The organism is Streptosporangium sp. NPDC002524 (assembly GCF_040295985.1).
GTDB lineage: Bacteria > Actinomycetota > Actinomycetes > Streptosporangiales > Streptosporangiaceae > Streptosporangium.
In genome coordinates, this window is the sequence record NZ_JBEOWK010000002.1 from 444382 (window position 1) to 465150 (window position 20769).

Annotated in this window: 17 protein-coding genes; 11 read left to right on the top strand and 6 right to left on the bottom strand. The window is 72.2% G+C overall.

What is annotated here, in order from left to right; genetic code table 11:
- Positions 1-47: 47 nt before the first annotated feature.
- Positions 48-665: a phosphatase PAP2 family protein gene (locus tag ABT053_RS04545; RefSeq protein ID WP_350967454.1), complete on the bottom strand. Its 618-nt coding sequence runs from the start codon at positions 663-665 to the stop codon at positions 48-50.
- A gap of 170 nt (positions 666-835) precedes the next feature.
- Positions 836-1813: a 2,3,4,5-tetrahydropyridine-2,6-dicarboxylate N-succinyltransferase gene (dapD, locus tag ABT053_RS04550; RefSeq protein WP_350967456.1), complete on the bottom strand. Its 978-nt coding sequence runs from the start codon at positions 1811-1813 to the stop codon at positions 836-838.
- Between the two features lie 93 nt (positions 1814-1906).
- Between dapD and ABT053_RS04555 the strand changes: the two genes are divergently transcribed.
- Positions 1907-2512, top strand: a complete 606-nt coding sequence (locus ABT053_RS04555; protein WP_350967457.1) for a glycoside hydrolase family 25 protein — start codon at positions 1907-1909, stop codon at positions 2510-2512.
- A gap of 69 nt (positions 2513-2581) precedes the next feature.
- Positions 2582-4663 (top strand): threonine--tRNA ligase, encoded by a 2082-nt coding sequence (gene thrS, locus ABT053_RS04560; RefSeq protein ID WP_350967458.1) that lies wholly within the window; start codon positions 2582-2584, stop codon positions 4661-4663.
- Positions 4664-4920: 257 nt separating this feature from the next.
- Here the strand turns inward: thrS and ABT053_RS04565 are convergent, their stop codons facing one another.
- Complete coding sequence (locus ABT053_RS04565) at positions 4921-5322, bottom strand: Asp23/Gls24 family envelope stress response protein (RefSeq protein WP_350967460.1); 402 nt, start codon at positions 5320-5322, stop codon at positions 4921-4923.
- A gap of 148 nt (positions 5323-5470) precedes the next feature.
- Here ABT053_RS04565 and ABT053_RS04570 point away from each other — a divergent pair, with 148 nt between their 5' ends.
- Positions 5471-5746 (top strand): hypothetical protein, encoded by a 276-nt coding sequence (locus ABT053_RS04570; protein WP_350967461.1) that lies wholly within the window; start codon positions 5471-5473, stop codon positions 5744-5746.
- A gap of 425 nt (positions 5747-6171) precedes the next feature.
- The gene (locus ABT053_RS04575; protein ID WP_350967463.1) at positions 6172-6723 is read left to right on the top strand and encodes an HIT family protein; all 552 of its coding nucleotides are present in this window, start codon (positions 6172-6174) and stop codon (positions 6721-6723) included.
- Here the strand turns inward: ABT053_RS04575 and ABT053_RS04580 are convergent.
- The 3 genes from ABT053_RS04580 to ABT053_RS04590 form a co-directional block, all read right to left on the bottom strand.
- Entirely contained in the window at positions 6666-8972 is a 2307-nt protein-coding gene (locus ABT053_RS04580) for a hypothetical protein (RefSeq protein ID WP_350967465.1), read from the bottom strand. The genes ABT053_RS04575 and ABT053_RS04580 overlap by 58 nt on opposite strands.
- Before the next feature lie 104 nt (positions 8973-9076).
- Complete coding sequence (locus tag ABT053_RS04585) at positions 9077-10657, bottom strand: glycoside hydrolase family 10-like protein (RefSeq protein ID WP_350967466.1); 1581 nt, start codon at positions 10655-10657, stop codon at positions 9077-9079.
- A gap of 158 nt (positions 10658-10815) precedes the next feature.
- Entirely contained in the window at positions 10816-12948 is a 2133-nt protein-coding gene (locus tag ABT053_RS04590; protein WP_350967467.1) for an elongation factor G-like protein EF-G2, read from the bottom strand.
- Positions 12949-13236: 288 nt separating this feature from the next.
- Here ABT053_RS04590 and pgsA point away from each other — a divergent pair, with 288 nt between their 5' ends.
- From pgsA to ABT053_RS04625, 7 genes are all read left to right on the top strand, one after another.
- Positions 13237-13854: a phosphatidylinositol phosphate synthase gene (gene pgsA, locus ABT053_RS04595; RefSeq protein ID WP_350967469.1), complete on the top strand. Its 618-nt coding sequence runs from the start codon at positions 13237-13239 to the stop codon at positions 13852-13854.
- 12 nt (positions 13855-13866) lie between these two features.
- Positions 13867-14862, top strand: a complete 996-nt coding sequence (locus ABT053_RS04600) for a phosphatidylinositol mannoside acyltransferase (RefSeq protein WP_350967470.1) — start codon at positions 13867-13869, stop codon at positions 14860-14862.
- Entirely contained in the window at positions 14859-16064 is a 1206-nt protein-coding gene (locus tag ABT053_RS04605) for a glycosyltransferase family 4 protein (RefSeq protein WP_350967472.1), read from the top strand. The genes ABT053_RS04600 and ABT053_RS04605 overlap by 4 nt, the downstream gene beginning before the upstream one ends.
- A complete protein-coding gene (locus ABT053_RS04610) occupies positions 16061-16600 on the top strand; it encodes a LemA family protein (protein WP_350967473.1) in 540 nt (179 codons plus the stop codon). Before ABT053_RS04605 ends, ABT053_RS04610 begins: the two co-directional genes overlap by 4 nt.
- A gap of 115 nt (positions 16601-16715) precedes the next feature.
- Positions 16716-17729 (top strand): DUF3048 domain-containing protein, encoded by a 1014-nt coding sequence (locus tag ABT053_RS04615; RefSeq protein ID WP_350967474.1) that lies wholly within the window; start codon positions 16716-16718, stop codon positions 17727-17729.
- Between the two features lie 151 nt (positions 17730-17880).
- Positions 17881-18795, top strand: a complete 915-nt coding sequence (gene pdxS, locus ABT053_RS04620) for a pyridoxal 5'-phosphate synthase lyase subunit PdxS (protein WP_350967475.1) — start codon at positions 17881-17883, stop codon at positions 18793-18795.
- Between the two features lie 164 nt (positions 18796-18959).
- Positions 18960-20651, top strand: coding sequence for an alkaline phosphatase D family protein (locus tag ABT053_RS04625; RefSeq protein ID WP_350967476.1), 1692 nt, complete (start codon positions 18960-18962; stop codon positions 20649-20651).
- Positions 20652-20769: the final 118 nt, after the last annotated feature.

Below are 20769 nucleotides of genomic sequence, written 5' to 3' on the forward strand. Positions count from 1 at the left end.
GAGCTCGTTTCCGAGGGCTCGTTTTCGAGGGCCCGCTTCCGGTCCGCTCAGACGCCGAAGGCGCTCAGGGCCGCCCAGGCCGTTCCCGCGCCGGTGACGGTCCCGGCGGCGACCTGGGCGGGCGTGTGGTGGGTGAGCCTGACCCGCGCCCAGCACACCGTCGCCACGACCAGCGCGCCCGCGACCAGCGTGGGCACGGCGGGCAGCACGTGGGCGAGCACCACCACGGTGCCCGCCGACACGGCCGCGTGGAAGGAGATCTTCCACCAGAGGGTGATCGGGACCGTGACCGCGAGCGCGGCCAGCATCGCGGTCACCGTGGCCACCAGGAGCCGGGGCGCGCCCAGCAGGATCAGCAGCGTCAGCGCGACGACCACCGCCGCTACCGCCACCAGCAGCGGAACCGTCCGGCTCGCCCGGTCGACCAGGTGGTGGGAGTCGAGGCGCCCGGAACGGACCCCGGCCAGGATCACCAGGGCCGGGATCCCGCCGCACAGCGCCGAGGCCACCAGGCCCCAGGCCGCGCCCGGCCAGCCGTCGGCCATCAGCCCGACGAGCGGAGGCAGCCCGATGACCAGCACCTGCGGCGCGAACAGCCCGGTCACCCACCGGGCCGCCGCGCCCGCGGCGTTCTCGCCGTCGCCTACCATCTCCTGACCGGTCATCCGAATCCTTCCAGCGTGGAGTCCCCGCTCCCGGGCTTCCGGCGAGGGGCGGCCCGCCCGCGTCGACATGAGGGCCGTGAGGCCTGTGAGGCCCGTGAAGCCTGTGGGGCCACCCTGTCAGCTGAGGGGCCCGGGGACGAACATCCACGGGCCCACGGCCCCGGGGATGGTCAGTCGTTGGCGTGCAGGGCGCTGTTGAGCTCCACGCCCGTCCCCTCGCGGGGGACGGCCTCGACCGCGCCCGAGGTGGAGTTGCGGCGGAACAGCAGGCCGGAGGCGCCGGAGAGCTCGGCCGCCTTGACCACCCGCCCCCCGGGCAGGGCCACCTTGGTCCCGGCGGTGACGTACAGGCCCGCCTCCACGACGCAGTCGTCGCCCAGGGAGATGCCGACGCCGCTGTTGGCGCCCAGCAGGCAGCGCCGCCCGATCGAGATGACCTGCCTGCCGCCGCCGGACAGGGTGCCCATGATCGAGGCGCCGCCGCCGACGTCCGAGCCGTCGCCCACGACGACGCCCGCCGAGACGCGGCCCTCGACCATGGAGGTGCCGAGCGTCCCGGCGTTGAAGTTGACGAAGCCCTCGTGCATCACGGTCGTGCCGCTCGCCAGGTGCGCGCCGAGGCGGACCCGGTCGGCCTCGGCGATCCGGACACCGCCGGGCACCACGTAGTCGACCATCCGGGGGAACTTGTCCACGCCGTAGACGGTCACCTGCCCCCGGGCGCGCAGGCGCAGGCGCACCTCCTCGAAGCCCTCGACGGCGCAGGGGCCGTGGTTGGTCCACACCACGTTGCTGAGCAGGCCGAACAGGCCGTCCAGGCTCTGGCCGTGCGGCTGGACGAGACGCGCCGACAGCAGGTGCAGGCGCAGGTAGGCGTCGTGGGCGTCGGCCGGGGCCTCCGACAGCTTGGCGATGCCGGTGCGTACCGCGACCACCTCCACGCCGCGGTCCTCGTCGGGGCCGAGCAGCGCGGCGACCCCGGAACCGAGCTCCTCGACCGCCTCCTGTTCGGTCAGCCGCGTGGTGCCGGGCGAGGGGGGCTCGCCGAGCCGCGGGGACGGGAACCACGTGTCGAGCACGGTTCCGCCGGAGGTGATGGTCGCGATGCCGGCCGCGTACGCGCCGGAGATCTGGGCTGCTTCGTTCACGCCGACCAAGCCTAGCCAAAGTGGCCGCAATGGCAGTACGCCGAGGGAGCGTCGTCCGTGTGCCCGCCGCGCCCGGTGGTTAGCGTGGCCGCCATGTTGCAGGGGATCGACGTGTCGAACTGGCAGGGCGCCGTCAACTGGGGCGCGCACGCGAGGGGCGGGGTCTCCTTCGCCTTCGCCAAGGCGAGCGAGGGGAGCACCTTCACCGACAAGTGGTTCGGCGCCAACTGGAACGGCATGCGCGAGAGCTGGATCGTCTGCGGCGCCTACCATTTCGCCCGTCCCGCCGGAGATCCCGAGGCGCAGGCGGTGCACTTCCTGCGGATCGTGCAGCGGGCCGGCGGCCTGCGCCGGGGAGATCTGCTCGCGCTCGACCTGGAGACCAACGACCACCTCCCGGCGCACCGGGTGGCGCGGTTCGCCCGCAGCTGGTGCCAGGCGATCGTCGCGCTGTCGGGGGTCAGGCCGGTGATCTACACGTTCCTGTCGTTCGCGCGCGGCGGCAACTGCGCCGGGCTGGAGCCCTACCCGCTGTGGATCGCCGCGCCCGACCACCCCCGGGGCAGGCCGGAGGTGCCGAGGCCGTGGAGCAGGTGGACGATCCACCAGCACTCGAACAAGCCCGTCGATCGCAACGTCTTCCGCGGCACCCGGGCCGAGCTGACCTCCCTGGGCTACCGCCGGAGCCGCGACGCCTGAGAAATCGCGTTGCCGACACCGGTAGCATCGATTCCCAGACCATCCGTCGACGTCTCCCAGGGAGCAACCGTGTCCGCCGTGCCAGAACTTCGTATCACCCTCGCCGGAGCCGCGCGTGTGGTGGCGGGAGGCACGACGTACGGCGAGGCGCTGGAGGCCGACGGCCGCTCGGTGGTCGCCGCCCGCGCCAACGGCGAGCTGAGGGACCTCGCGGCCCCGGTCGCCGAGGGCGACGTGATCGAGCCGGTCCCGGTGGGCAGCCCCGACGGGCGCGCCATCGTCCGCCACTCCACCGCGCACGTCATGGCCCAGGCCGTCCAGGAGATCTTCCCCGAGGCCAGGCTGGGCATCGGCCCCCCGGTCGAGAACGGCTTCTACTACGACTTCGACGTCAGGGACCCGTTCACCCCCGAGGACCTCAAGCGCGTCGAGAAGCGCATGCGCGAGATCGTCAAGCAGGGGCAGCTCTTCTCCCGCAGGCCCGTCTCCGACGAGCAGGCCGCCGAGGAGCTCGCCGCGGAGCCGTACAAGCTGGAGCTGATCGGCCTCAAGGGCGGCGCGGCCGACGAGGAGAGCGTCGAGGTGCCCACGGGGGGTGGAGCCGGGGAGCTGACTGTCAGCGACGAGGAGAGCGTCGAGGTGCCCACGGGGGGTGGAGCCGGGGAGCTGACTGTCAGCGACGAGGAGAGCGTCGAGGTCGGCGGCGGCGAGCTGACCATCTACGACAACCTCGACGCCAAGACCGGCGAGCTGTGCTGGAAGGACCTGTGCCGCGGCCCCCACGTGCCGACCACCCGGTCCATCCCGGCGTTCAAGCTGATGCGCTCGGGCGGCGCCTACTGGCGGGGCAGCGAGAAGAACCCGCAGCTCCAGCGGATCTACGGCACCGCGTGGGAGTCGCGCGAGAAGCAGGACGAATACCTCCACATGCTGGAGGAGGCCGAGAAGCGCGACCACCGCAAGCTGGGCGCCGAGCTCGACCTGTTCTCCTTCCCCGACGAGCTGGGCTCGGGCCTGCCGGTCTTCCACCCCAAGGGCGGGGTGATCCGCCGCGTGATGGAGGACTACTCGCGCAGGCGGCACGAGGAGGCGGGATACTCCTTCGTCAACACCCCGCACATCACCAAGGAGGGGCTCTACAAGCTCTCGGGCCACCTCGACTGGTACGCCGACGGGATGTTCCCCCCCATGGAGCTGGAGGGGGCCAAGTACTACCTCAAGCCGATGAACTGCCCGATGCACAACCTGATCTTCAGGTCCCGCGGGCGGTCCTACCGGGAGCTGCCGCTGCGGCTGTTCGAATTCGGGGCGGTCTACCGCTACGAGAAGTCCGGCGTGATCCACGGCCTCACCCGGGTGCGCGGCATGACGCAGGACGACGCGCACATCTACTGCACCCGCGACCAGATGCGCGACGAGCTCAAGTCGCTGCTGCGCTTCGTGCTCGACCTGCTCCGCGACTACGGGCTCGACGACTTCTACCTGGAGCTGTCGACCAAGGACCCGGTCAAGTTCGTCGGCAACGACGAGGACTGGGAGGAGGCGACCGAGACCCTGCGCGAGGTCGCCGAGTCGGAGAAGCTGGAGCTCGTCCTCGACCCGGGCGGCGCGGCGTTCTACGGGCCGAAGATCTCCGTCCAGGCCCGTGACGCGATCGGCAGGACCTGGCAGATGTCGACGATCCAGCTCGACTTCAACCTGCCGCACCTCTTCGAGCTGGGGTACCAGTCGACCGACGGCTCCCGGCAGCAGCCCGTCATGATCCACCGGGCGCTGTTCGGCTCGATCGAGCGCTTCTTCGGCGTCCTGGTCGAGCACTACGCGGGCGCGTTCCCCCCCTGGCTCGCGCCGGTCCAGGTGGTCGGCATCCCGATCGCCGAGGCCCACGCGCCCTACCTCCAGGACATCGCGAAGAAGGCCCGCGAGCGGGGCGTCCGGATCGAGGTCGACGCCTCCGACGACCGCATGCAGAAGAAGATCCGCAACGCGCAGAAGTCCAAGGTGCCCTTCATGCTCCTCGCGGGCGACGACGACATCGCCAACGGCGCGGTCTCCTTCCGCTTCCGCAACGGCGAGCAGAAGAACGGGGTGCCGGTCGACGAGGCGATCGCCGAGATCGTCGACGCGATCGAGCGCCGGGTCCAGGTCTGATCTTTCCCGCCGGGTGGCCTCGGCCGCCCGGCGGGGTGTACGGGGGGCTTCACGGCCCCCCGTACGTCGTTCCCGGGCCCTCGGGGTCCCTTTGACGGTTTACGGCCTTCGCCGGGGCCTCCAGGTCCTGACGTCCCACGGCCTTGGCCGGGGCCCTTCGGCGTGTCCCGGCGTCCTGCGGTCTTCGCTGCGGTCTTCGTCAGGCCCTTCGGCGTCTCGCGTCCCGCTACCGGCCTTCGCCGGGGGCCTCGGGCGTCCTACGCGTCGCCGCCGGGCTCCGCGGGAGCCTTCGAGCCGGTCTCGCCCGGCATGCGGACGTCCTCGACGTCGACGTTGACCTCCACGACCCGCATGCCCAGCATCCGGCTGATGGTCCGGGCCACGTTGGTCTTGACCTCGTTGGCCACGTCCATCACCACGTGCCCGTACTCCGCCACGATCGTCACGTCCACGGCCGCCGTACGGTCCTGCACGTGGGCGTCGACGCCCCGGGGGCCGCGCCTGGCGACGCCCGCGCGCTCGCGCATCGGCTCCACCGCGCGGGCGGCGTCGCCTCCCAGCTCGGCGACGCCCGTGACCTCCAGCGTGGCGAGGGCCGCGACCTTCTCCACCACCTCGTCGGCGACCTTGATCCGGCCCTTCACCACGGCCGAGGACACCGCTGAGACGGGAGACACCGGGGACACCGGGGACGGCGCCGTCCTGGCGGGCACGGGAACGGGGGAGGGGGCGGGCGCGTCGTCCGGCGTCTCGGACACGGGTGACGGCTCGGGGAGCGCCTCGACCACGGCGAGGAAGGGCTCACCCGTGGAGAAGACCGGCTCGCCGGAGGACGGGACCGGAACCGGCTCCGGCGAGGGCGGCTCCGTGGCGGCGGACAGGGACAGGCTGAGGGAGAACGGGCGGGTGGGCCTCCCGCCGGTCTCCGTGGAGGCCGTGGAGGCCGTGGAGGGCGTGGAGGCCGTTGAAGGCGTGGAGGATGTGGAGGACGTCGGAGACGCTGGGGACCCGGGGGACGCGGTCTCCTCGGTCGGCTCCTCGACGGAGACGTCGGTCATAAGGGTGCTCCTCGGCAGTCGATGATCGTGCTGGGGGGATTCTGCCGGAAATCTGCCGCATTCGTCCGTCAATACCGTGTGACATCCGCCGCCCGTTTCGTACCGGCCCCGGATCCTGCCTGGTCCGCCTCCCGGACGGCGGTACGAATCAAGGGCCCGGCGAAGCCCCGAGCGACGGCACGGACAAGGGCCCCGGCGGAGCCCCGAGCGGGAGCACGAGGGGGCACGAACCGGTGGCACGGGCAAGGACACGGGCGGAGCCCCGAGTGGGGCACGGGCGAGGCGTTCGGCGAGACCCTGAGCGGGAGCACGAAGGGGCGCGAGGGAGCACGAGGGGGCGTGAACCGGGGGCACGGACAAGGGCACTGCCGGGACCTTCGGCGGTGAGCGCGGGCGGGGCCGGGGGAGGCGCAAGACGGCGGCGATCGGCGTGGCAATATGCTGGCGACCATGAGCAACGAGCCGGAGGCGCAGCACGGAGCGGGGACACCGGACGCGTTCCAGAGACTCTGGACCCCCCACCGGATGGCCTACATCAAGGGTGCCAGCAAACCCACCGGTTCCGGCCCCGAGGACGGCTGCCCGTTCTGCGAGATCCCCCGCATGAGCGACGAGGACGGCCTGGTCGTCGCCCGGGGGGAGACGGTCTTCGCGCTGCTCAACCTCTACCCGTACAACTCCGGCCACCTGATGGTCTGCCCCTACCGGCACGTGCCGGACTACACGGACCTGGACGAGGCCGAGACCTTCGAGCTCGCCGACTTCACCCGGCGGGCGCTGGTCGCCCTGCGCAAGGCCAGCGGCGCGCAGGGCTTCAACGTGGGCATGAACCTGGGCGGTGTGGCGGGCGCCGGGATCGCCGCCCACCTGCACCAGCACGTGGTGCCCAGGTGGGGCGGCGACACCAACTTCATGCCCGTCGTCGGCCAGACCAGGGTGCTTCCTCAGCTGCTGCGCGACACCAGGGAACTGCTCGCCGGCTCCTGGCCCGGGTCGTCGTAGCGCGCGGCGCCCCCGTCCAGGGCCTTGATGCCCGCCGACAGCGTCAGCGGCACGGCGAGCGCCAGCGCCATCGAGAGCACCGCGGCGCCCGAGTCGTTGACCAGCATGCCGACCACCCCGCTGACCAGGGTGCCGACCAGCCCGGCCCGCAGCGCGGGGGAGTGCGCGAACGCGGCGGGCAGCACCCCCGCGGTCGCCCGCTCGGGACGCAGCAGCGCGTAGACGAGGAACGCCACCGCGGCGATCACCACCGGCATCAGGTTGGGGCTGAGCAGCGTGCCCAGCATCGCGCCGAACTTGCGGCCGATCACCTCCATGGCCTCGCCGGTGAACACCTGGCCGACGAAGCGGCCCAGGTGGGTCTGCGAGCCCGGCGGGCGCAGGTAGTCGAGGTAGGCGATGGACATCACGATGACACCGCCCGCCACGCAGAACACGCCCAGCTTGACGATCGAGACCCGCCTGCCCGCGATCAGCAGCGCGGTCACCGCGATGCCCGGCACGAAGGCGATCACCCCGCCGAAGTCGCTGCCCACGCCCGGCCAGCCGCCCAGGATCATCGCGAAGCCGCCGAGCACCGCCACGACGACGGCCGCCACCATGCTCGCGCGGCTGCCCGGTGAGGTCCGGCCCGCCGCGACGCCGCCCGCCGCCGAGCCCGCGCGCTCGCCGCTCGCTGGTCGGTCCGCCGTGACGTCGTCCACCTGACCGCTCCCGGCCGGCCCGGCCGACGGGGCCGGTGCGGGCGGCGCGGTCGCCGCGACCGGCGCGACAGGCGCGGCCGGGGTGTTCACGCGGTCCCCGCGCGTCAGCCGGTGCGCGATCGTGGCGGCCAGCAGCAGCACCGAGGTGGCGAAGAGCGCGAACGGGATGTTGCCCAGGCCGTAGTAGCGGGCCCCGACCACGGCGCTGTAGCCCATCACGCTGTTGAGCTGCAGGGTCGTCCCGGTCAGCAGGTCGCCCGCGAGCACCGCCGCGGTCACCCCGGCCACCACCCCCAGCGGCCCGAGCGGCGCCCGGCGCCAGGGCCCCGCCAGCGCCGCCGTGGCCAGCAGCAGCGCGCATCCGGCGATCCCGCCGACCAGCGCGAGCACCGGCGATCCCGCGTGGTGCCAGGGGGTGAGGTTCACCAGGTACGTCGACACCGGCACCGAGGCCAGCGCCATCGCGGCCACCCGGACGCCGGTCAGCCCCCGCCTGCGGCGCAGCATCAGGAACGCCGTCAGGTAGAAGGCGACCTGCAGCACCGCGACGGCGGTGAAGAAGAGCCCGCCCACGTTCCTGATCGTCTCCCCGGCCACGTCGGCCCGCTCCAGCTCGACGCTCGCCGCCTCGGTGCCGCCGGTGCGCCGCTCGCTCGCCCGCCAGGGGATCCCGATCACGCCCGGCGGCGCCGCGAGGCCCGTCAGGGAGAGCATCGTCGCGGTGATGTCCGGCAGGATCGTGGTGTCGTCGCGGTGGGTGGAGGCCGCCCCCAGGAAGCGGCCGGAGACGTCCCCGTCGCGCATCATGGCCACCCGCAGGTGCGGGTTGCCGCCGTGGTCGGACAGGCCCGCCAGCAGCACGCTGACGTCCTTGGGCAGCACGGTCAGCACCGCCCCCGCCTTGGCGTCGGCCAGCCGCAGCGCCGCGGCCCGCTCCTGCGCGGTGAGCAGGTCCTCCTCCGGCGACAGCCGCTCGCCGGTCACGTACGGCCGGATCAGGTCGTCGATGTCGACGGCCATCACCCGGCACCTGGTGAGCACGTCGGCGCGGATCTGCGCGGGGGAGGGGGCGTAGACGTCGACCTCGCCCGAGCGGTCGGCCAGTGCCAGCGCGGCCCCGGGGCCGATCGCGAGCGTGCAGTCACCGGCGGCGCGGACGGCCTCGCCGAGGGCGCCCGCGTTGCGCTGGTCGGCGACCTCGCGCAGGTACTCGTAGTCGGGGATGACCGCGCCCGTCCCGCCGGCCTCGGGCAGCGGGGGCAGCCCGCAGCCGTAGCCGACCGCGGACCTCACCCCGGCCGACACCGTCAGCCATCCGTCGTAGGGGCAGGTCACCCTGCCCACCGCGCGGACCGACAGGGATCCGACCGCGCTCTGGCCGGCCAGCCGCCACAGGTTCGGGGTGCCGGTGGGGCTGAGATCGCTCCACCGCAGGCCGGGGACGCCGATCAGCATCACCCGTCCGTCGGCCTGCGTGGCGGAGTGCGCGGCCCCCGGCCACAGCAGTCCCAGCACCATCGCGAGCGCGACAAGCGTCCGCTTCACGAACGACCTCCCCTTCAGCTCCAGCCAAATGCTGGCACCGTAGGGGAAGATCGTGTCACGGGTCCAGCCGTGCCGGGGACCGGCGGGCCGCCGCGCCCGGGGCCTCAGGTCCCCGAGGGCGCGCTCTCGTTCTGCAGGCGGTCGAGGGCGGTGACCAGGTAGGTGCCGCCGCCCGTCGCGGTGAAGGCCTGGCGGTCGCTGGCCGCCGCGGGCACGATCGCGACCAGGTTGCGGGCGTCGGCGGTGGCGCACTCTCCCGGCTTGCCCGAGGCGATCCGGTAGACCGCGTACGAGCGGGCCTCCGGAGAGCTCTTCCAGCTGAGCGAGGTGCCCTGGAGCCGCACGTCGGCGGGCTTGGCCGGGGCCTGGCCGCCGCGGTCCTTCATCAGCGGCAGCAGCGCCGGGCGGCTGTAGTGCTCCTTGACGACGCGGTCGAGCGCGCCCAGCGGGTTGGTGGAGAGCTGCTTGGCGCTGAAGTAGACGTCGCCGGAGACCTGCCCGTACTTGCGGTTGCGCGTGAGGTGGGAGGACATCTCGCCGGGCCTGGTCCAGGCGGCGGTGTCGGTGGTGCCGACCCGGTACAGGCCCTGGCCGATGTAGAGCTGCACCCCGGTGCCCTTGACCTCGTTCGCCCACCAGGGTGCCAGCACGTCGTAGTCGGCGATCTTGAACCCGCGCGGCCAGTAGAGCTGCGGGATGACGTAGTCGACCGTGCCCTTCTTGATCCAGTGGCGGGCGTCGGCGTAGATGGAGTCGTACGCGGACATGCCGCCGGTGGCCGAGCCGGTGGGGTCCTCCGCCTTGTTGCGCCAGATCCCGAACGGGCTGATGCCGAACTTCACGCTGTTCCTGACCTCGTGCACGGCCTTGTCGACTTGCGCGACCAGCTTGTCGACGTTGGAGCGGCGCCAGTCGGCGAGCTTGGCGCCCTTGCCGTACTTCGTGAAGGCGGCGCCGTCGGCGAACTTCGCGCCCGGGACGGGATAGGGGTAGAAGTAGTCGTCGAAGTGGACCCCGTCGACGTCGTAGCGGGTCACCACGTCCTTGACGACCTTGGTGACGTAGTCGCGGACGGCGGGGAGGCCGGGGTTGTAGTAGGCCAGGTCCCCGTATTTCACGATCCACTCGGGGTGCAGCCGGGCGGGGTGCCTCGCGGGCAGCCTGGACAGGTCGCCGTCGGCGGCCGCCCGGTAGGGGTTGAACCACGCGTGGAACTCCAGGCCGCGCCGGTGGGCCTCGGCGACGAGGAAGGGCAGCGGGTCCCAGCCGGGGTCCTTGCCCGCGGTGCCGGTCAGATACTGCGACCACGGCTCCAGGTCCGACTTGTACAGCGCGTCGGACGCGGGACGGACCTGGACGAACACCGCGTTGAGCCGCCGCTTCACCGCGTTGTCGAGGATCTTGACGTACTCGGCCTGCTGGCGGGCCGGGGACAGGCCGGTCCGCGAGGGCCAGTCGATGTTCTTGACCGTGGCGATCCACACCCCGCGCAGCTGCCGCTTGGGGTATCTCGCGTCGGTCTCGCACCGCGCCGAGGTCGTCGAGCCGACCGTCTCGGCCGAGACCTCCGAGCTCTTCGCGGCCTTGGGCCGGGCGGGCGCGGCGTCGGGGCCGAAGGTGTAGGCGGCTCCCGTGGTCAGGACGGCGAGCGCGGCAGCGGCCAGAAGAGGGCGTCCGTATCGCATGGTTCCCCAGTGTGGCACCAGCGCCGGTGTGCTTTGAACGGAAAAAAGAAATCCTTTCGTGATGACTCTGTTACATGTGTGCATGCTGGGGGAGGTGCGCCGGACGGTGCGCGTCACCCCGGGGGCGGGCACCGTCCGGCGCGCGTCTCACCGCCCCGTCAGCCGGTGACTTTGTCCATCAGGTGCGAGGGCAGCGGCTCGTAGCGCAGGAAGACCCGCCGGAACGTCCCCGTCCCGTGTGACATGGATCTCAGATCGATCGAGTATCGCGTGATCTCCAGCGCGGGCACCTCGGCCCTGACCAGGGTACGGCCGACGCCCACCGGCTCCGTGCCGAGCACGCGGCCCCTGCGCGAGGACAGGTCGGACATCACCGCGCCGACGTAGTCGTCGGCGATCAGGATGGACACCTCGTCGACCGGTTCGAGCAGCAGCGTGGGCACCTTGGCCGCGGCCTCCTTCAGCGCGAGCGCCCCGGCGATCTGGAACGCCATGTCGGAGGAGTCGACCGAGTGGGCCTTGCCGTCGTACAGCGTCACCCGCACGTCCACCATGGGGTACCCGGCGAGCACGCCGCGCTGCATCTGGGTGCGCACCCCCTTCTCCACCGAGGGGATGAACTGGCGCGGCACCACGCCGCCGACGATCTTGTCCACGAACTCGAAGCCGCCGCCGGACGGCAGGGGCTCGACCTCCAGGTGGCAGACGGCGAACTGGCCGTGGCCGCCGGTCTGCTTGACGTTGCGGCCCAGGGCCTGGCAGCTGCCGCCGAAGGTCTCCCTGAGCGGCACCCGCAGCTCGGTCTTCTCCACCTCCACGCCGTGCCGCCTGCTCAGCCGGTCGAGCAGCACGTCGGTGTGGGCCTCGCCCATGCACCACAGCACCAGCTGGCGGGTCTCGGGGTTGTTCTCCAGCCGGAGCGTCGGGTCCTCGGCGACCAGCCGCTGCAGCGCCTGGCCCAGCTTGTCGTCGTCGGCCTTGGACCGGGGCTGGATCGCCACGGGCAGCAGCGGCTCCGGCATGCTCCAGGCCGTCATCACCAGGGGGTTCTCCCGGTCCGACAGGGTGTCGCCGGTCTCCGCGCGCGACAGCTTGGCCACCGCCGCGATGTCCCCGGCCACGCACTTGGCGGTCGTCCGCTGGTGCTTGCCCAGCGGGGAGGAGAGCGCGCCGATGCGCTCGTCCACGTCGTGGTCCTCGTGCCCCCGGTCGGACAGGCCGTGCCCCGAGACGTGCACCGTCATGTCCGGGCGCAGCGTGCCGGAGAAGACCCGGACCAGGCTGATCCTGCCCACGTACGGGTCGCTGGTGGTCTTGATCACCTCGGCGACCAGGGGTCCGTCGGGGTCGCAGGCGATGCCGGTGACGGGCCGGCCGTCGATCGACATGATCTCCGGCAGGGGGTGCTCGGGCGGGGAGGGGAACCCCTGGGTGATGAGCTCCAGGATCTCCAGCGCGCCCACGCCGGCCCCCGAGGCCAGCACCGGGTAGAAGCCGCCGCGGGCGACGGCCTTCTCCAGGTCCTCGATGAGGGCCTTGGTGTCGATCTCCTCGCCGGAGAGGTAGCGGTCCATCAGGGACTCGTCCTCGCTCTCCTGGATGACGCCCTCGATCAGGGCGCCCCGGTAGAGCTCGATCTGGTCGGCGTAGGCGGGGCCGGGGGAGTTCTCCGTCCGGTTGCCGGTCGCGTAGTTGTAGAACTTCTGGCTCAGCAGGCCGATCAGGCCGTTCACCTTGCCGTTGGTCACCACCGGCAGGTACAGCGGCGAGACGCCGTCGCCGAAGGCGTCCTGGCAGGCGGCGAGGACGTCCTCGAAGTTCGCCCGCTGGTGGTCGATCTTGGTGATCACGACCGCGCGGGGCATCCCGACCGCCGCGCACTCGTCCCAGAGCATCCTGGTCAGGCCGTCCACGCCCTCGACGGCCGAGACGACGAACAGCGCCGCGTCGGCCCCGCGCAGCCCGGCGCGCAGGTCGCCGACGAAGTCGGCGTAGCCGGGGGTGTCCAGCAGGTTGATCTTGATGTCGTTGTGGACCACGGGGGCCACGGTCAGGTTCACCGAGCGCTGCTGGCGCACCTCGACCTCGTCGAAGTCGCTGACGGTCGTGCCGTCCTCGACCCTGCCGGACCGCTGGACGGTCCGCGTCGCGGCCAGCAACGCCTCCACAAGTGTCGTCTTCCCGGCGCCGGAATGGCCGACCAGCACGACGTTTCGTATCATGCCGGGCCGGTCGGCCGCGGGTGCCCTCCCCGCGGCTCCCGCTGTTCCGCCGGTTGCTCTCTCCGCCACATCGCCTCCCGCGTCGTTGCCGAAGGGGCGCGGCCTGGTGGGGCCACACCCCCGGGGTCCGCTGCCGAGTCCGCTCACCGCGTGGACTCGGTCTGTTCACCAAATACCCATGTGGCGAATATCACAAGAGGGATGTGGCGATCCTCTTGCGAGAGGCGGACCCGATCGCTACGTATTCGGTCGTCCGGATGGCTCCGCCCGGCCCCCGCGAACGCCGTTCCGCCGTGGCTCGCCGCTCCCCGTCGCCGATGCGCGCCCGCGGGCCCGGTGGCCTACGATCGGAGCGCCATGCTGAAACTTCTGCGTCCCGCCGTCACCAGGCTTTTGACCCCGCTGGGCAGGGCACTGACCCGCCGCGGGATCAGTCCCGACGCGGTCACCGCCGCCGGCACGCTCGGCACCGTCGCCGCGGCCCTGTTCTTCTACCCGCGGGGACAGCTGTTCGTGGGCACGGTGGTGATCACCTTCTTCGTGCTGGCCGACCTCCTCGACGGGGTGATGGCCAGGATGACGGGCCCGGGGAGCACCTGGGGCGCCTTCCTCGACTCGACCCTCGACCGGGTCGGCGACGCGGGCATCTTCTCCGGGCTGGTGTTCTGGTTCCTCGTGAGCGAGCAGCCGGTGCTGGCGGGGGTCGCGCTGTTCTGCCTCGTCGCGGGGGCGGTGGTCTCGTACGTCAAGGCCAGGGCCGAGGCGCTGGGCATGACGTGCGACGTCGGCCTCGCCGAGCGGCCCGAGCGCCTGGTCGTCGGCCTGGTCTCCGCCGGTCTCGGCGGCCTCGGCGTGCCGTACATCCTGGCCGCGGGGCTCTGGCTGCTCGCCGCCGCCAGCGCGGTCACGGTCGGCCAGCGCCTGCTGCACGTGCGCCGGCAGGCCGTTTCCATCCCGCCCCGCACCCTCCGCTGATCGGAAAGATCGATGACCGACAAGCCCTCCCCCCAGGACCGTCTCGTCGCCGCGGCGTTCGGCGCCGGCTGGACGGTCGTGCCCCGCCTGCCCGAGAGGCTCACCGCCTGGGCCTTCCGCACCGCGGCCGACCGGCTGTGGAAGCGCCGCGGGAAGTCGGTGCTCAGGCTGGAGGCCAACCTCGCCAGGGTGAAGGGAACCTCGCCCGGCGACCCGGCGATCCGGGCGCTCAGCCGCGACGGCATGCGCTCCTACTTCCGCTACTTCCACGAGGTGTTCCGGCTGCCCTCGATCCCCATCGAGGAGATCGTCGCCCGCATGCGCGTGACCGGGGCCGAGCCCGTCTACGACAACCTCGCCAAGGGGCGGGGCGTGGTCATGGCCCTGCCGCACATGGGCAACTGGGACCAGGCGGGCGCCTGGTTCGCCGGGACGGGCCACCCGTTCACCACGGTCGCCGAGCGGCTCAAGCCCGAGTCGCTGTTCCACCGCTACACCGCCTTCCGCGAGGGGCTCGGCATGGAGGTGCTGCCGCTCACCGGCGGCGACGGCCACACCTTCGGCACCCTGGCGCAGCGGCTGCGCGCCGGCCTGCCGGTCGCCCTGCCCGCCGAGCGCGACCTGACCGCCGGGGGGGTCGAGGTGCAGTTCTTCGGCGCGGCCACCCGGATGCCCGCCGGTCCCGGCCTGCTGGCCGTGCACACCGGGGCCGCCCTCATCCCGGCGATCCCCTACTTCGAGAAGGACGGCTGGGGGCTGCAGTTCCACGAGGAGATCGCGATCCCGGCCGAGGGCACCAGGAAGGAGAAGGTGGCCGTCGTCATGCAGAGCCTCGCCACCGTCTTCGAGAAGGGCATCGCCGAGCACCCCGAGGACTGGCACATGCTCCAGCGCCTCTGGCTGGAGGACCTGGAGCCCCGAGAGCCCAAGGAGTCCCAGGAGCCCCAGGGATCCCAGGAGACCGGGGAGACCGGGGAGACCGGGGAGACCGGGGAGACAAGGCCATGAGGATCGGCATCGTCTGCCCCTACACGTGGGACGTGCCGGGCGGGGTCCAGGTGCACATCCAGGACCTGGCCGAGGCGCTCATGGCCGACGGCCACCACGTCTCGGTGATCTCCCCCGCCGCGGAGAACGCCACGCTGCCCCCGTACGTGACCTCGGCCGGCCGCGCCGTCCCGGTGCCGTTCAACGGGTCGGTGGCCAGGATGTCGTTCGGGTTCCTGTCGGCGAACCGGGTGCGCCGCTGGGTGCGCGAGGGCCGCTTCGACGTGCTGCACGTGCACGAGCCGGCCATCCCCTCGCTCGGGCTGCTCGCCTGCTGGGTGGCGAAGGGGCCGATCGTGGCGACCTTCCACGCCTCGTACGGCAACTCCCGCTCCTTCTCGGTCGGGGTGCCGGTGATCATGAGCGCGCTGGAGAAGATCGGCGGCAGGATCGCCGTGTCCGACGCGGCGAGGAAGACCCTGGTGGAGTTCATGGGCGGCGACGCCGTGCTCATCCCCAACGGGGTGACCGTGAGCCGCTACGCCGAGGGCGAGCCGCTGCCCGGCTGGGACGAGGGCGAGGTGATCGGCTTCCTGGGCCGGATGGACGAGCCGCGCAAGGGCCTGCCGGTGCTGCTGGAGGCGTTCGCCCTGCTGGCCGCCGAGCGGCCCGCGCTGCGGCTGCTGCTGGCGGGGCCCGGCGACGCCGACGAGGTGCTGGGGCGGGTCCCGTCCGCCTTCCACGACCGGATCGGCCTGCTCGGCATGGTCAGCGAGGAGGACAAGGTCCGGGCCTACCACACCGTCGACGTCTTCTGCGCGCCCAACCTGGGCGGTGAGAGCTTCGGCATCGTGCTGACCGAGGCGATGTCGGCCGGGGCCGCGGTGCTGGCGAGCGACATCCCGGCCTTCCGCAAGGTGCTCGACGACGGCGGGGCGGGGGCGCTGTTCGAGACGGGCGACGCCCGGTCGCTCGCCCGCGAGGCCGCCGCGCTGCTCGACGATCCCGGGCGCCGGGCCAGGCTGTCGGAGGAGGCCCGCCTCGCCGTGCGCAAGTACGACTGGTCGACGGTCGCCCGCGACGTCCTGCGGGTCTACGAGACCGTGGCGAGCACGGCCGGGGTCGAGGAGGACGCCGTGACGGGCACGGCGGCGGGTACAGCGGCTGGCACGGCCGCCGTCGGGGCCGGGGAGGCCGCGGCCGGGAGGAACGACGCGCTGTGACGACCACGCTGATCCTGGTGGTGGGCGCGATCGTGGTGCTCCTCGCCGTCTACGTCTCCTGGCGGGCGGGGCGGCTCGACCGGATGCACATCCGGCTGGAGCTGGCCCGCGAGTCCCTGGACGCCGCCCTGGTGCGGCGCACCGCCGTCAGCCTGGAGCTGGCGGCCTCCCGGCTGCTGGACCCGGCGACGAGCCTGGTGCTGGCCGCGGCGGCCCACGAGGCCCGTACGGCGGGGCCCGAGGAGCGCGAGCACGCCGAGAGCGACCTGTCGCGCGCCCTGCGGGCCGTCGTCGACCAGGAGCGCTTCCGCGACCGGCTGGCCGACACCCCCGCGGGGGCCGACCTGCTGGAGGAGCTGGACGCGGCGGTGGCCAAGGTCCTCTACTCCCGCCGGTTCTACAACAACGCGGTGGGCGTCACCCGGACGGCGCAGCGCCGCTGGCTCGCCCGCACGCTGCGGCTCGCCGGGCACACCGAGTATCCGGGTTTCTTCGAGATCGACGACGCGCCCCCGAAGGCCCTGGCCGCTGAATAAGGATGATTAAGGCGTACATGAAGCGGACTATCTGACAAGTCGGACACCGGTAAGCTCTTGGCGATTCGTGGCTGAGTGGCCGAGTAGCTGAGTGGCCGACCTGAGGAGATGAACCGTGCGGGTGTCCCGGATGATCGCCGTCGCGCTGGCGGGAGTCGCGGTCCTGGCGCCCGCCGCCTGTTCCTCCGACGATCCGGCCGCGCCGGGCAGCCCCGCGGGCGCGGCAGGCGAGCCGAGCACGGCCCCGACCCCCACGCCGGAGCCGACGCACCCCTTCACCGGCCTGCCCGGCGCGGCCCGCAAGGCGGTGCTCGCGGTGAAGATCGAGAACACCTCGGCGGGCAAGCCGCAGCTCGGCCTGAAGAGCGCCGACGTCGTCTACGTCGAGCAGGTCGAGGCGGGCCTGACCCGCCTGATGGCGATCTTCTCCTCGAAGATCCCGGCCAAGGTCGGCCCGGTCCGCAGCGCCCGCATCTCCGACCTGCACATCGTCCCGCAGTTCGGCAGGCCCGCCTTCGCCTACTCGGGCGCGCAGACCAAGATGCTCCCCTTCATCGCCGAGGCCCCCCTCTTCGACGTCTCCGACAGCAGGGAGCCGGGCGCGTACTTCCGCCAGCCGGGACGCTTCGCCCCCTACAACCTGTTCGCCAACACCAGGCGACTGCTGGCCGGGGCGCCCAAGGCGACCAGGGCGAAGGACATCGGGTTCACCTTCGGCGACGCGCCCGAGGGCGGCGTGCCGCGCAAGACGTACAGCGTGAAGTACCCGGCGGCGCGCTTCACCTTCGGCTGGTCGGAGACGGCGGGCAAGTGGCTGATCTGGCAGGACGGCAAGAAGGACATGGCGGCCGAGGGCGGCCAGCTCGGCGCGCCCACGATCGTCGTGCAGTACACCAAGACGGAGCGCTCGGAGTTCCACGACAAGAACCAGAGCTACACCCCGCTGGTGCACAGCACCGGCAAGGGCAGGGCGATCGTGCTCCGCGACGGCCAGGCGTTCAAGGCCCGCTGGTCGCGCCCCAAGGAGAAGGACGGCACCGTCTTCACCACCGAGGCGGGCGAGCCGATGAACTTCGCCCCGGGGCAGGTCTGGGTCGTGCTCGCCTCCGCCAAACCCGTCATTCCCTGACGCGCAACCCCTACATCCTGTCCAAGAAGATCGTCCAAGGGTGACAAGGCGTCGTGTAAGGGGGTACGCCGCCAGCGCCTACGATGGGAGCGAATGGCCGTCTCCCGAGGACGGCCCATGATCCGCAGCCAGCCGTCGTGAGGTAGAGACCGTGTCCAGCAGCACGCCCGAAGTCAGCGAGACCACCGTCACCGGAACCGCCCGGGTCAAGCGCGGCATGGCAGAGATGCTCAAGGGCGGCGTCATCATGGACGTCGTCAACGCCGAGCAGGCCAAGATCGCCGAAGACGCCGGCGCCGTCGCCGTCATGGCTCTCGAGCGGGTGCCCGCCGACATCCGCGCCCAGGGCGGCGTCTCCCGGATGAGCGACCCCGACATGATCGACGGCATCATCGCCGCCGTCTCGATCCCGGTCATGGCCAAGGCCCGCATCGGCCACTTCGTCGAGGCCCAGGTGCTCCAGTCGCTCGGCGTCGACTACGTCGACGAGTCCGAGGTGCTCACCCCGGCCGACTACGCCAACCACATCGACAAGTGGAAGTTCACGGTGCCCTTCGTCTGCGGCGCGACCAACCTGGGCGAGGCGCTGCGCCGCCTCACCGAGGGCGCGGCGATGATCCGCTCCAAGGGCGAGGCCGGCACCGGCGACGTCTCCAACGCCACCACCCACATGCGCAAGATCAGGGGCGAGATCAAGCGCCTGGGCTCGCTGCCCGAGGACGAGCTCTACGTCGCGGCCAAGGAGCTCCAGGCGCCGTACGAGCTGGTCGCCGAGGTCGCCAGGACCGGCAAGCTGCCGGTCGTGCTGTTCACCGCCGGCGGCATCGCCACCCCGGCCGACGCGGCGATGATGATGCAGCTCGGCGCCGAGGGCGTCTTCGTCGGCTCGGGCATCTTCAAGTCCGGCAACCCCGCCGAGCGCGCCTCCGCGATCGTCAAGGCCACCACCTTCTACGATGACCCCGACGTCATCGCGAAGGTCTCCCGAGGTCTGGGTGAGGCCATGGTCGGCATCAACGTCGACGACATCCCGGCCCCGCACCGGCTCGCCGAGCGCGGCTGGTAGGGGCGGACGGGGGCGCCGGAAGCCCCCCGGGAACCCCCGGAAACCGGGAAGGGCGATCTCCGTCACGGAGATCGCCTTTTTCCTGACAGGAGGAGTTAACTCCTCGGTCATGGTGCTCCGCGAGGCTGACGGGCGTTCGAGCCCGATCACCCGGGAGGTCTCCCTTGTCGAAGTTCACCCGCCGCTCCTTTCTCGTCACCGGCATCGCGGCCGGCGCGGCGGCGGGCATCCCCGCCGCCGCGCACGCGGAGCCCGAGCCCGCCCAGGAGAGCGCTGAGTCCTTGGCGTCCCTGGCCTCCCGCGGCCTGCGCTCGGACCCCTTCACGCTCGGCGTCGCCTGCGGTGACCCCGACGCCGGCGGTTTCGTGATCTGGACCCGCCTGGCGACCCAGCCGCTCGCCGAGGACGGCCTGGGCGGCATGCCCGCCCGGCCCTTCGCCGTCGAGTGGCACGTCTACGGCGACGAGAGGGGCCGCCGCCTCCTGCGCCGGGGCGTGGCCGTCGCCACCCCCGAGTGGGGCCACAGCGTCCACGTCGAGCTGAACGGGCTGCCCTCCGACAGGGACTACTGGTACCGCTTCAAGGTCGGCCCGTACGTCTCGCCGATCGGCAGGGCGCGGACGGCCCCGCACGCCCTCTCCCACGGCTCGGCCCTGGCGATGGCGTTCGTCTCCTGCGCCCAGTACGAGCACGGCTACTTCACCGCCTACGGGCGCCTGGCCGAGGAGCGGCCCGACCTGATCCTGCACCTGGGCGACTACCAGTACGAGTACCGGCGCGACACCTACACCATCCCCGGCGGCAACATCCGCCACCACGAGGGGCCGGAGACCGAGAGCCTGGCCAACTACCGCCAGCGGCACGCCCAGTACAAGACCGACCCCGACCTGCAGGCCGCGCACGCCGCCGCCCCCTGGCTGGTCGTCTGGGACGACCACGAGCTGGACAACAACTGGGCCGACGAGGTGCCGGAGAAGCCCGAGGTGCCCCAGCCGAACTTCCTCGCCCGGCGCGAGGCGGCCTTCAGGGCCTACTACGAGAACATGCCGCTGCGGCGCTCCGCCATCCCCAGGGGCGTCGACATGCAGCTCTACCGGCGCGTCCGGTGGGGGAGGATGGCCACCTTCCACATGCTCGACACCCGCCAGTACCGCAGCGACCAGGGCTGCGGCGACGGCTACAGCGACTGCCCGGCGGCGGTCGACCCGGCCCGCTCGATCACCGGCGACGCCCAGGAGCGCTGGCTGCTCGACGGCATGCGGCGCTCGGAGGCGCGCTGGGACGTGCTCGGCCAGCAGGTCTTCTTCGCCCAGCGCGACAACAACGCCGGACCCGCCAAGATCACCAGCCAGGACGCCTGGGACGGCTACGTCGCCTCCCGGCAGCGCATCACCCAGGGCTGGGTGGACGCGAAGGTGCGCAACCCGGTGGTGCTCACCGGCGACGTGCACGCCCACTGGGCGAGCGACCTCAAGCTCGACTACGACGACCCCACCACCCGCACGGTCGGCTCCGAGCTGGTCGCCTCGTCCGTCACCACGGGCGGCGACGGCCTCGACTCCGACCCGGCGACCCACCCGTACCTGACGATCAACCCGCACCTGAAGTTCTACAACAACCAGCGCGGCTACGTGCTGACCCGGATCGAGCGCGACCGGCTCACCGCCGACTTCAAGGTGCTGCCGCAGGTGACGCGGCCGGGCGCGGCGGCGCACACCAAGGCGACCTTCGTGATCGAGGACCGGGTCCCCGGCGTGCAGCAGACGTACCTGCGCCCGGTCGACCCCTCGGCCGCCAGGACCCCCGGGATCGACTGGATCCAGGAGACCGTGGACCTGGAGACCAAGCGTCCCTGAGCACGCGATCGACCACCTGTCATCGGACGCCACGGGCGCCCCGGCGGATCCTCGCCGGGGCGCCCGTGACGCGTTCCGGCGGGGTTCGCCCGGTTCCGAACCGGTTTGGGAGCCCGCG